Here is a 12,739-nt window from a genome sequence, read left to right as displayed (position 1 = left end):
TAAAAAGAGCTCCACCCTTTTGTGTCGGATGGAGCTCTTTTTATCAATTAAAATATACTATTTTAATTTTTTAATCGCTTTTTGCGCTCGTTTTATTGCCATTTCTATCTTATAATCCAACCATTTCTTTTTAAAGATCCTACGCATAGCATCATCAAAATAACGGGTGATGAACAAATTGCGGGCACCAATTAATTTTTCAGAGAATGTATTTGCTAAAGCCCGAACTGAGATGGAATAACCTTCCGTATCATATTGGATATAATGCCACCACCCTGCCGGCATATATAACGTATCTCCAGGATTTATAACCGCTTCATAGCCTTTTATAAATTGTAATCCAGGATATTCAGCTTCAGTACTGTATTTAGGATTGGCTATACTATGAAAATTATAGGGTAATTTGTACAATAAATCAGATTGATCATTTGGAAATAACCAGATCCGCTTAGATCCTTGAAACTGGGAAATAAACACATGTGACATATCAATATCAAAGTGATTTCTTGTTGACGACCCTTCTCCACCAAAAAATAAGTAAGGTAACCATTGAATCACTTTACCACCGGTCACATCGTTATAAATAACATCCTTTTTTAGTTCTGGTCTAATCTTCAGCAGATTAAAAAGGAACAACCGTAGCTCGGTAGGTTCTGCACTTATTTTATCTAAGTATTCTGCCAAAGTCATTTTCCCAACAGGAGGACTTGCAGCATGATTTTGAGAATTTTCTTCACGCCCATACACATCTACTTGCTCTTGACCTGCAATTTCCTTGAAATAATCGTAACTCCATTTATCCCAACATGCACTATCCTTACTTATAAAGTCTTTAATAATTACAGGCTGACCTTTTTTTAAGTAATCTTTTACAAATTCTTTTGGAGTTATTCCTGAGATACTATCAACTGGTTTTAATTTCACAAGCTATCTGTTTTTACAACTACTACAAACTTAAAAAAAATATTTCTACTTAAACTTATGCCATGATTAAAAACAATCACTCCTGCTAAAGTACTAATTTAGCTCACAAGTTAGTAGAAATATTCTAAATAACTAAATGACACTTGTCATTTAATTTTATATTATCATCTTAATATTACTGAATAAAAACATATAGAGAATTACAAATAACTTTTCAGTATTCAATCAAACTTCGTCTTAAGCCTTATTTCGATCATCATCTCAAATTGAGATAATGATATTTTTATTTATTTACCATTTTTATATATTCCTCAACCGCCATTGTCATACTAGGTGCCTTAGGTGTTGGTGCAGGAATATCTAAAACTAAGCCATGCTCAAGTAATGCTTGTTGTGTGCTTCCACCAAATGCAGCAATTCTGGTTTGATTTTGTTTAAAATCTGGAAAATTCTCATACAGAGATTGCACACTAGAAGGACTAAAGAATACGATGACATCATAAAAAACATCCTTCAGATCAGATAAATCACTTACCACTGTTTTAAAAAGAACAGCAGGTGTAAATTTATAGCCATTTTCTTTCAACCACTTACTTGTCTCTTCATTTGCGACATCTGAACAAGGAAATAAGAAATTTTCGTCTTTATGCTTCTTAAGAACGTCTTCTAAATCTTTAGCTGTTTGCTTTCCAAAGAAAATTTTACGCTTACGATACTGAATATACTTTTGAAGGTACAAAGCTATCGTTTCAGAAATACAGAAATATTTCAACTCAGAAGACACTTCAAAACGCATTTCTTCACAGACTCTAAAGAAATGATCTACAGCATTTCTGCTTGTAAAAATAACAGCCGTAAAATCAGCAAGATTAACTTTATCTTTTCTTACATCACGTGCTGGAACACCCTCTACGTGGATGAAACCTCTAAAATCAAGTTTTAAATTATACTTCAGTGCTAATGCAGCATATGGTGACTTATCATTTTCAGGCTTTGGCAAGGTTACCAATATACTTTTTACCTTTTTCGCTCTTTCTACGTCGGAAGTTTGCATATTATCATTTAATTAGCTTAGTAGTCGCACCAATATTAAAATAGGTGCTATTTCTAGGCAACAAAGATACAAAATTAAATAAAAAACTGAAAACTGCTGTTGAGAGACAACATTTAGCGCTGTCCGTAAAAAACGATAAGAAAACAGCAGTATACCGATGATTACCGTGAAACTGAAGATATAAGACAGATATTCTAAAGGTACAAGACTTACTACAAGCACTACTGGCAGTAAAAATAACAATGAATTAAAGTAAATTAAATATAAGATTGTAACATATTCTTTCACTAATCGCTGTATTTCAAAAACAAACGCTATAAACCTTATAAATCCTATTTTTAAAGCAAATATTATTGCTATGATCGCTGATATTTTTAAATAATTGGTAAAAGATAAGAAGTTAAATCGTTGTAGGATGTATGCATAAAATATACAGACAAATAAGCTTAGTGCTAAAGAAAACAGTAGGTATAAAAAGATAAACGGCCAAGAGGTTAATATGGTATCTTCTTTACTTACTTGTACAATAATTCGTTCATTAAAATATGCAGATACAATTAATTTTACATCTGAAGAGAAGAAAAACCGAACTATTGCAAATGCTAAAAAAAGAAATAGACTTGTAAATAATACCCACCTTTTCCGTTCATATTTTAATATGCCAACATGTACTTTATCTTTACCTTTTAGATCACTTGTTTTAAAATATTGTGTAACAGCATATGAGTTCAAATTATGAAGAATAATTTCATCGCCAACAATTTCTACGATATGATAGGGCCGTATTAAAGATGGATGGAGCAATTCCTGTCCTTTTGGAACTTGTTTCACAGCCAAAGTATCTGAGATCGTTACAGAATCAATGGAAATCTTGCTTATCGAATCAACAGTCTCCTGTCCTTTTGCATTATGGGCAAAAGATAAAAAAATGAAAAAAATAAACTGAATAATGTAGCTTAACTTCACCTGCATCGCTTTGAAACTCTTTAGAGTTGTAAAGTTATGATAAAAATTGGCTTAGAAAAAAAACATTACAAACGCTTTTCTTAACTTCAACCAAAATTAAAAACGAACAGATGTCAACAACAAGATGTTTATGGTGCGGGAACGACCCGCTGTATATGGAGTATCATGATTTGGAATGGGGTAAACAGGTTAAGGATGACAAAACCCTTTTTGAATTTATGATTTTGGAATCTGCGCAAGCTGGATTAAGCTGGATTACCATATTGAAAAGAAGGCCCCAATACAAGGAGGCATTCGCAGATTTTGATGTACAAGCTGTGGCAAAGTTCACTCCTGAAGATGTAGAGCACATTTTAACAAATACGGGAGTTGTCCGCCATCGTCGGAAAATTGAAACATCAATAACAAACGCCCAAATTTTTATCAAAATTCAAGAGGAGTTTGGTAGCTTCTATGAATATCTCTATCAATTTATGCCCAATCGGGAGCGGATTGAAAACAACATCCTAACACAAAAGGACACCGCAGTTACGTCCTTAGAATCTGATTTAATTTCTAAAGATCTAAAAAAAAGAGGTGTTAAGTTTTTTGGATCTACCATTTGCTATGCCTATATGCAAGCTGTAGGGATGGTCAACGATCACCTTAATTCTTGTACTTTCAGAAACTAAATAACAATATTTTTATAAATATGTGGGATATTTCGTCCCAAACCATTGTAATCCATACCGTAGCCAACAACAAACTCTTTTTCAATCTCAAAGCCTACATACTGAATGTTTTCAAAATCATTTTGTAAACATTCAGGCTTTAACAATAGCGTACATACCACTACACTGGATGGTGACTGCTTTTCGATGGAGGCTATGGTATGCTTTAATGAATTACCTGACTCTACTATATCCTCTACAATAATAACATCCCTTCCTTTAAGATCTATACCCAAACCTATAAGCTCACTCATTTCCCCCTGGTTGGTACCCTGATAAGAAGATAGTTTTACAAAAGACATTTCACAAGGAATTACAACCTGCTTCAAAAGGTCGCTCATAAACATGAAACAGCCATTTAAGACACCAATAAATACTGGATTTTTATCTTCATAACGATGATTAATATCAACGCCAATCAAACGTATCCGTTTTTGAATCTGATTTTCATCAATCATCAATTCAAAGTGCAATTCATCTATCTGTATCTGTTTCATTTATTTTTCTTCTTTATTTCGCCCTAATAATTTATCAAAAAGAGATCGCTTGTGGGCTTCCGTTGTCTCATCTAAGTTTAGAAAATTATCTTCTCCCTCTTCTAGATCCAATGTATCTGTTTGTACTGAATCAAAAAATGCAGGTCTTGCCGATCGAAGATGTGGCACCAACTCGACTTGATAAAAACCATAATTAGACACCGTAGAGTCTACTCCAATCTGCTTTGTCTTAACCATGATGTTGCCATAGGTATTAAAATAGCGGATCATATTTGACTTCAGATGGCCTGTCCAGTCAAAAGAATATAAACCCGTCTTAGGTCGAGGTACAATACTAGACAAAAAGATACTTTCACCTAAATTTAAATCTGCAGGTTTTTTACCAAAGTAATAACGAGATGCTTCTGTAATACCATAAACATTATTCCCCCACTCTATGACATTCAAATACACTTCATAAAGTCGTTTCTTACTGACTTGTTTAGAAGACTCCATCAACCAGACTAAAATAATCTCTTCTACCTTTCTTACTACCGTTTTATTACGGTTCAAAAACACGTTTTTCACAAGTTGCATCGAAATTGTGCTTGCTCCACGTTTAAATTTTTTCTCCTTTAAATTTGTAGCAATTGATAAACGAAAAGCCTCTTCTTGAAAACCGTTATGAGAAAAAAAGAATGGATCTTCCGTATTGATTAAGGATATCTGCATATACCTTGAAATCTGATCTAAAGGTGTAAAATCTTTATTCTGAGGGCCAAGTACTATCGTTCTCATGGGCTCTCCTTTCTCATAGGCAATGTAGGTAAATGCTGTATTTAATTCTTGAATATTAGCATTACCCCATTTTTCTATTTTTAAATCTTTATCATCCATTTTAGATGTAAAGATCACTTCATTCGGTTTCTTAAAGTTCAATGCAAAATTTAAATCATATTGCATATGTCCGGAAACACGTATACCTTCTAAAGAATGAAATAACCCTTGAGGTATGGCATCAAAAAACTTTTGAGCCTCAATTCGATCGGTATGAATGGCCAGTTCTAATTGTTTATCAGGTTTATGCACATATTTTACATAAGGACTAAATTCAAACTCTTTAACCTTAACCTTACTTTCCTTATCAATTTCAACAGATGTTTTTCCAATATTAAGAATACCACTCATTAAACCTTCAGGAAAAAGAACATCTTTATCTGAAATACGCCAATGATTCAATTTCAAATTCTCAAACCCCCATTCACCAGATAGCGACAATAACTCTTTATTTTTACGATCGACCTTATTTAAACGAAATGTCAACGCATCAAAACTTGCTCTTAAACCAAATTTTCGTCGTAACAATGGTAGCTCTACATCTTTTGCATCAGAAAACAACCGGAGATACATTTCCTTCCCATCAGGATTGACTGTGCCCTCTAGATTCCAGACAGCTTCATGATCATTCAACAGGAATTTTGTTTTAAGATCTCCACCTGAGATTTCTGCCTCAGGAATTGAGATACGCTGTGAAGTGCTATCATCCTGATAGGATATTTCGAAATTCTGTAAATCCATATCCTTTGGAATTTTAAAGAATACGCTCTTTAGCATACGATCGGCCAGTTCTGCAAAATTAGTTTCAGCTTTATCATTAGCTGTGCTATCTCTATTTTTTTTCTTGAATAGGAAATCGTAATTACTTGTCGAATCTTTCTTAATCAAAGTGACCGCACTATTGTTCATTAAGATCTGACCTAATTTGACATCACCGAATAGTAATGGAAATATTCGAATAGATACAGTCAGATCCTGAATATGGGCCAATTGCTCTTTACCTTTAGGTTGCAAAATAATATTCTGAAACTGAACAGCTGATAGGCCTTTAAAAGAATAATATTGGATTTTAAGGTCCAAGTCATACTTGGTCGCAAGTTTTTCTTTTGCCTTGTTGATTGCAGACAACAAGATACCGTCTCTTTTTTGATATGCGAATACACCTCCTGCTACTATAAATATAGAAATAACTCCTAATACAATGTACAAGATTCGCATTTTCTTGGAGCGAAGAAGGGTCTTAAGATTATTGGACATATTATAACAACGTATCACACTCGATTTTGAATACTCAAATGTAAAAATTAAATCTTAATATCATTAAAAACATCTTTATGACAAGTTTTAATTTATCATTCAGTAAATTTGTAGTTTAATATACATGCATCCATATATCAGATGATAACCAAAGAACAAGTACTAGAAGCATTATCATATGTCGAAGAGCCAGATTTGAAAAAAGATTTGGTTACGCTCAATATGATTCAGAATATTGTGATTGAAGATCAAAAAGTATCTTTCGAAGTTGTTTTAACAACTCCAGCATGCCCACTTAAGGATCATATAGAACATGCTTGTCGCAATGCTATTGCGCATTTTATTGACAAGAATATTGCAGTAGATGTTCACATGACCTCACGTGTATTAGGTAAAGAAGGAAATCAACTTTTAGGAATTAAAAACATCATCCTTGTTTCTTCGGGAAAAGGTGGTGTGGGTAAATCGACTGTTGCTGCAAACCTAGCCTTATCATTACATGCTAAAGGTGCAAAAACAGGACTTTTAGATGCCGATATCTATGGCCCTTCCCTTCCAATTATGTTTGGCTTAGAAGGTGAAAAACCTCAATCTGTACAACATGAAGATGGTACTGTTAAAATACAGCCTATAGAAAAGTTTGGTATCAAATTGTTATCGATCGGATTTTTCACAGATCCAAATCAGCCTATTCCATGGAGAGGTCCAATGGCAACATCGGCTATCAAACAATTATTGAATGACACTGATTGGGGTGATTTAGATTATTTAGTGATCGATATGCCACCAGGAACCGGAGATATCCATATCACTGTTGCCCAAAACTATCCTATTGCAGGTGCAGTCATTGTAACGACACCACAGCATGTAGCACTAGCTGATGCTATTAAAGGTATGGGAATGTTTCTAATGGACTCTATCAATATCCCATTGCTGGGTATCGTGGAGAACATGGCGTACTTCACACCAGCAGAATTACCTGAAAACAAATATTACATATTTGGTAAAGGTGGAGGAACAAGGCTAGCAGAAGAATACAAAATACCTTTCTTAGGGGAGATTCCTTTATTAAAGGGGATTTCTGATGCCGGAGATAACGGTTTTCCAATCGCTATTGATGAAGAAGATCCAACAACCAAAGCATTTATAGCAATCGCTGAAAAAGTAGCACAACAGTTGTCTATTATACAAGCTGTTAGATAGCAACTTATATCGTATAAAAAGAAAAGGCCCTAATAAAGAATTAGGGCCTTTTCTTTTGTGTTGTAAATGACGATAAACTTATTCCATCATTAAATATGGAAGCTACTGCTTCGACATAGTATTATTTTAAGTTAAGGACAACTGGACAGTGATCAGAATGTACCGCCTGATTTAATATTGTAGCCGATTCGATTCGATCTGCTAAAGCATTTGATACCATATTATAGTCAATACGCCAACCTAAATTTCTAGCACGTGCTCCTGCACGATAACTCCACCAGCTGTAGTGATGCGGATCTGGATTTAAGTGACGGAAAGAGTCAATATACCCTGAGTTTATAAAATTTTCCATCCACTCCCTTTCCTCTGGTAAAAAACCTGAAGAGTTAGCATTTGATTTCGGATTGTGAATATCAATCGGACGGTGACAGATATTATAATCACCACATACAATTAAATTAGGCTTTTCCTGTAGTAACTGATTCGAATAATCCTGAAAATCTGCAAGAAACCGATACTTAAAATCTTGTCGGATATCTCCCGTGGTGCCTGAAGGAAAATAAGTACTCATGATGGACAAATCATCAAAATCTGCACGAATAATTCGTCCCTCAAAGTCATAATCCTCATGTCCACATCCATACTCAACATGTTTTGGTGTTATTCTAGTAAATATAGCGGTACCACTATATCCTTTTTTCTGAGCAGGATACCAATAATGTTCATAACCGAGCTGTTCCAGCAATGCTATTTCAGGAATTTGATCGGGAGTCGCTTTTATCTCCTGCAAACATATAACATCTGCATTTACTTCCTTTACCCAACCTAACCAATCTTTTTTTATGGCCGCTCGTAAACCATTGACGTTATAAGTAACTATTTTCACAGTAATCTTTTTTGAAGCTTAATAATTTTGAGAAGAAAATAAATCTGCAATCTTTGTAAAGAAACCGTTCTGAGGTTTTAAACCCTTTAATTCACGTTCCAAATTAATTGCTTCTCTTTTCGTTAATAATTTAACATACATACGCTCATCTGTTAAAGGACGATCATTTTTATCCGTTTTTACAGCGGCAATCGCGTCGATAACTTCCGTTCCATTGACCAGCTCTCCGAATACCGTATAATTTCCATCCAAATGCGGAGTACCACCCACGGTTGTATAAGTTGTGCGTTGTGCTTCAGTAAATTTTACGCCTTTCATTCGTAAAGTTTCTAAACTATCCAGACCTGCATTCGTAAATTTCTTGCCCTGTACGATGTAAAACTGTGACGCAGAGGAAGCTTTTGCCGGATTATCGTCACGTGCGGCACCAAGAGCACCTTTTTTATGAAATAATCCCGATTGTATTTCTGAAGGAATTGTATAACTTGGACCACCATCACCTAACAGTTGTCCTGATTTGGCATTTTTTGAATCAGGATCTCCACCTTGAATCATAAAATTCTGTATAACACGATGAAACAATAAACTGTCGAAATAGTTTTCTTTCACCAATTTGATAAAATTATCCCGATGCTTAGGTGTTTCATTATACAATTTTAAAACAACTACTCCTTTATCTGTTTGAATACGTACATATTTAAACGCAGGCTTTGCAGCAAATACTACGATCGATAAAGCACAAAAAAATAAACTTAAAACAATTCTTTTCATTACGTTTTATTAAATTACATTTAGCTCTTGAAAATAATCAATGATCAATGATTTTATGATCAACTCTTGTTCAAGCAATGTATAATTAGGAATAGGCTTAATCAATTCCCAATGTGGCCATCCTTGTTCGTCCAACCCCTTAAGCTCATAAAAGCCCATTGCACTAAAAAGGCGGCAATTAGCTATATGCATCAACTCTTCTTTTTCTCTTTTTGAAAAAGTCTGCGGTCCTTTCCCTAATTCCTGGACACCTATCAGAAATAAAAACACTTTTAAATCTGGTAGATCCATATCAAATGACTGTGCAATCTCATGTTGCAAAATCACCCATTTCTTATTTACTTCTGATGCATTCATATAAAGACAATCTTAGATATAAAGACAAACTTAGATAAATTGTAATTTATATACTAATATATAAATGTGAATATGAAACATAGTACATTCAGATTATCAATTTTACCTCAAGTAGATCTCAGCGCGAGATTAGCAAGATGTACCTATCTCCTGAAAATATGGGGTTCTAGACATTTCATATTATTACTTCCACGCTTTGATTAATTCTTTACAACGAGCTTCGATCATCTTATAAACAGGTTCAAATAAGCTTTCATCAAAATAGGGATCGGGAACAATATCATTAACTAAAAATAAAGCAACTTTATCTTTTTCTTCTTTTGTTGATGCCTGTGCAACGACATCCTTATAATTTTGGTGATCCATTACCAAAATATGATCATAGATTTCAAATAAACTAGGATTAAAATGCATTGCCTTTTGTTGTGAAATATCTACTGCATATTTTTTAGCCACAGCGATAGATCTACGGTCTGGGCTTTGACCAATATGCCAGTCTCCTGTTCCAGCAGATTCAATTGTCCAATCTAAACCTTCTTCCTTTGCCATATGGCTCAGAATACCATGTGCCAATGGTGAGCGACAAATATTTCCTAAACAAACCATTAAAATTTTCATGCCTTAAAAATAATGATAATATTGCTATTATAAGTGGTATATATAAACTAAAAAAAGGTGATTTCGATTCCGAAACCACCTTTCCATAACCAACCTAAAATCTAATTAATATTCAATAGGAACATTAATAATAACAGTACTTCCACGCTCAGGAACTCCTTTTAAGCTTACAATATTACGTTTTGTTTTACCTAATGCCGCTTCAATTTCATCAACATTATTAACTGGAACCCCATTCACCTCTGTTATCACTAATCCTCTTTCTACTCCAAAGTATTCAAATACACCACCTTTATTTATTTGCGTCACTACAACACCTGAGTTAATTCCTAATTCTTTTTTCTTCTCACTAGAAGCAGGCATGAAGCTAGCACCTAACTTATTATAAATTTCGGTAGCACTTTTACTTGATTTATCACCAGCTGCAGCTTTATTAATTTCTTCGCCTTTTAAAGTTACCGTCACCTCTTTCTCTTTTCCATCGCGCTTAAACGTTAATTTAACTTTATCTCCAGGACGTAATCTACCGATTGTTTCTTGTAGAACTGGCGAAGAAGTAATCACTTTACCATTAATTTTCGTAATCAAATCTGCTTTCTGAATTCCTGCAGCTTCAGCAGCTCCACCTTTAACGATATCTTGAACATACAGACCATTCACATCTGTAAATCCTTTTTCTTTCGCTAACTCTGGTGTAATTTCAGTAAAGGTAATACCAATGTATCCACGCTTAACATTTCCAAACTCAATAAAATCGTCAACAATTTTTTTAACTAAATTAACTGGTATTGCAAAACCATATCCAGCATAAACCCCTGTTGGTGATGCTATTGCTGAATTAATACCGATTAACTCACCCTGTGCATTAACCAATGCTCCCCCGCTATTACCTCTATTAATAACGGCATCTGTCTGGATAAAAGACTCAATTGAAGAATTCACAGGAGGTTGGTCCTGATTTCCATATCCTCTTGGTTGTTGTTGACTTTCACCTAAGATCCCAATCTGACGACCTTTAGCACTCACTATACCTGCAGTTACTGTAGACTGTAATCCCAGTGGATATCCTACCGCTAAAACCCATTCTCCGATATTGACATTATCCGAATTCCCTAGCTTCACGACAGGCAAACCTTTACCCGTCACTTTAAGAAGGGCCAAATCCGTATTTGGATCGCGACCTATTACTTTTGCTTCAAAGGAACGTTTATCTGTCAAGACAACCTCAATCTTATCGGCGTCCTCCACAACGTGATTATTTGTTACAATATAACCATCCTCTGTTATTATTACTCCAGAACCTGACGCTTGGACAGGTTGTGCCTGTCTCTGTTGACGACCACGGCCCTGCGGTGTTCCAAAAAACTCTTCAAACATGTCGAAAGGAGAACCCGATCCACCACCTTGAGGCGCTTGTCTCGTATATGTTGTTTTAATATGAACTACCCCCGGAGACACAATAGCAGCAGCTTGTGTAAAATCAGGATTTCCTGTTGAGGACATCACTCCAGTTGGATTGTTCGCAAAATATACTTTCTGTTTGTCCTCGATAGACATTCCTTCAAACTTTTTATTTTCAAAAAGCTTATAACCCCCAAGGGCTACGGCTCCACCGAAGACTGCTGTTAATAAAGTTAAACTTACTTTGTTCATAAACTATAGCTTCTAAATTTTTTATTAAATATGATATACTTCAAATTGATATTTATCCCGAAAATTTATTCTACATAAATATAACAGATACTTTTCAAATCTAGTACCATTTCAATATTCTCTGCAAATTAGACACGTTAAAAAATGTTAATTAAAGCCTATGAAAGACTATTTTAACAAAACTTAACTTTCCCTATGTTATCTGTAACAGAAAAGTTAATTTTGCTAGATACAATCACTCAAATGGAATCAAAAATTAAATTTTCAAAATACCAAGGCGCCGGCAATGATTTTATTCTAATTGATAATAGAAAGCTTCATTTCGACAGTAAGAATGAGGGTTTGATACAAAAGCTTTGTGACCGAAGATTTGGTATCGGTGCAGATGGCCTGATGTTATTGCAAGAAAAAGAAAACTTTGATTTTGAGATGATTTATTACAATTCGGATGGACGAGAAGGAACTATGTGTGGCAATGGGGGCCGGTGTATTGTTGCATTTGCTAGAGATCTCAAATTAATATCTGACAAAACTGACTTTTTGGCAGTAGACGGAAGTCATCATGCCAATTTAGAAAATAATTTGATTGACCTGCAGATGATTGATGTTCAAGAAATAAGCCGTGATGGAGAGGCATACGTGATCAATACAGGCTCCCCTCACTATATTAAGTTTATGCATAATCTGGTTGATTTAGATGTTTTCAAGGCAGGTTATGAGATTCGAAACAATGAGATCTACAAAACAGAGGGTATCAACGTCAATTTTATCGAAAAAGAAGGCGACTCCGGATATTTCTTACGTACATTTGAACGAGGTGTTGAAGATGAAACATTTGCTTGTGGCACCGGAGCAACTGCAGCAGCGATGACTATAGCTCTTCACGAAAATCTAAATGGACAAATAACAATACCTATCCGTGTATTAGGAGGTCAATTGTATATTTCCTTTCTTAAAGACGGAACTTCCTTTACAGAAGTTTACCTGAAGGGCCCTGCCACATTTGTTTTCGAAGGAATGATTTAAT

Annotated in this window: 13 protein-coding genes; 3 read left to right on the top strand and 10 right to left on the bottom strand. The window is 34.7% G+C overall.

The features are described 5' to 3' along the window. Window positions 1-57: 57 nt before the first annotated feature. From M2265_RS18770 to M2265_RS18760, 3 genes are all read right to left on the bottom strand, one after another. Window positions 58-924 carry a cupin-like domain-containing protein gene (locus M2265_RS18770; RefSeq protein WP_132769327.1) on the bottom strand — a complete coding sequence of 289 codons (867 nt, stop codon included), beginning with the start codon at window positions 922-924 and terminating at the stop codon, window positions 58-60. Between the two features lie 283 nt (window positions 925-1,207). After that, window positions 1,208-1,978, bottom strand: a complete 771-nt coding sequence (locus M2265_RS18765) for a uroporphyrinogen-III synthase (protein ID WP_021189409.1) — start codon at window positions 1,976-1,978, stop codon at window positions 1,208-1,210. Window positions 1,979-1,990: 12 nt separating this feature from the next. Further along, window positions 1,991-2,944, bottom strand: a complete 954-nt coding sequence (locus M2265_RS18760) for a DUF4271 domain-containing protein (RefSeq protein WP_165905861.1) — start codon at window positions 2,942-2,944, stop codon at window positions 1,991-1,993. 110 nt (window positions 2,945-3,054) lie between these two features. Between M2265_RS18760 and M2265_RS18755 the strand changes: the two genes are divergently transcribed. Further along, on the top strand, window positions 3,055-3,615 hold the full coding sequence (locus M2265_RS18755) for a DNA-3-methyladenine glycosylase I (RefSeq protein WP_132769331.1): 561 nt from the start codon (window positions 3,055-3,057) through the stop codon (window positions 3,613-3,615). Here the strand turns inward: M2265_RS18755 and hpt are convergent. Both hpt and M2265_RS18745 read right to left on the bottom strand, forming a co-directional pair. Beyond that, window positions 3,612-4,151 carry a hypoxanthine phosphoribosyltransferase gene (hpt, locus tag M2265_RS18750; RefSeq protein ID WP_021189412.1) on the bottom strand — a complete coding sequence of 180 codons (540 nt, stop codon included), beginning with the start codon at window positions 4,149-4,151 and terminating at the stop codon, window positions 3,612-3,614. The two genes, M2265_RS18755 and hpt, sit on opposite strands and share 4 nt — an antisense overlap. After that, window positions 4,152-6,185, bottom strand: coding sequence for a transglycosylase domain-containing protein (locus M2265_RS18745; RefSeq protein WP_264599360.1), 2,034 nt, complete (start codon window positions 6,183-6,185; stop codon window positions 4,152-4,154). It lies immediately after the preceding gene. 180 nt (window positions 6,186-6,365) lie between these two features. On the opposite strand from M2265_RS18745, the gene M2265_RS18740 reads away from it, so the two are divergent. Beyond that, complete coding sequence (locus tag M2265_RS18740) at window positions 6,366-7,427, top strand: Mrp/NBP35 family ATP-binding protein (protein ID WP_021189414.1); 1,062 nt, start codon at window positions 6,366-6,368, stop codon at window positions 7,425-7,427. Between the two features lie 121 nt (window positions 7,428-7,548). Here M2265_RS18740 and M2265_RS18735 read toward each other — a convergent pair whose 3' ends face one another. From M2265_RS18735 to M2265_RS18715, 5 genes are all read right to left on the bottom strand, one after another. Then, complete coding sequence (locus tag M2265_RS18735; protein WP_132769335.1) at window positions 7,549-8,313, bottom strand: exodeoxyribonuclease III; 765 nt, start codon at window positions 8,311-8,313, stop codon at window positions 7,549-7,551. Window positions 8,314-8,331: 18 nt separating this feature from the next. Continuing rightward, complete coding sequence (locus tag M2265_RS18730) at window positions 8,332-9,084, bottom strand: peptidylprolyl isomerase (protein WP_132769337.1); 753 nt, start codon at window positions 9,082-9,084, stop codon at window positions 8,332-8,334. 9 nt (window positions 9,085-9,093) lie between these two features. Continuing rightward, window positions 9,094-9,441, bottom strand: a complete 348-nt coding sequence (locus M2265_RS18725) for a hypothetical protein (protein ID WP_021188004.1) — start codon at window positions 9,439-9,441, stop codon at window positions 9,094-9,096. Between the two features lie 183 nt (window positions 9,442-9,624). Next, the gene (locus tag M2265_RS18720; RefSeq protein WP_132769339.1) at window positions 9,625-10,059 is read right to left on the bottom strand and encodes a low molecular weight protein-tyrosine-phosphatase; all 435 of its coding nucleotides are present in this window, start codon (window positions 10,057-10,059) and stop codon (window positions 9,625-9,627) included. A gap of 105 nt (window positions 10,060-10,164) precedes the next feature. Beyond that, window positions 10,165-11,712, bottom strand: coding sequence for a Do family serine endopeptidase (locus M2265_RS18715; protein WP_132769341.1), 1,548 nt, complete (start codon window positions 11,710-11,712; stop codon window positions 10,165-10,167). Between the two features lie 243 nt (window positions 11,713-11,955). Between M2265_RS18715 and dapF the strand changes: the two genes are divergently transcribed. Then, window positions 11,956-12,738, top strand: a complete 783-nt coding sequence (gene dapF, locus M2265_RS18710; RefSeq protein ID WP_132769343.1) for a diaminopimelate epimerase — start codon at window positions 11,956-11,958, stop codon at window positions 12,736-12,738. Window position 12,739 lies beyond the last annotated feature (1 nt).

This window comes from Sphingobacterium kitahiroshimense, assembly GCF_025961315.1.
GTDB classification, from domain to species: Bacteria; Bacteroidota; Bacteroidia; order Sphingobacteriales; family Sphingobacteriaceae; genus Sphingobacterium; species Sphingobacterium anhuiense.
Note: the sequence above shows the minus strand (reverse complement) of the source record. Positions and strands in the feature narration are given on the sequence as shown.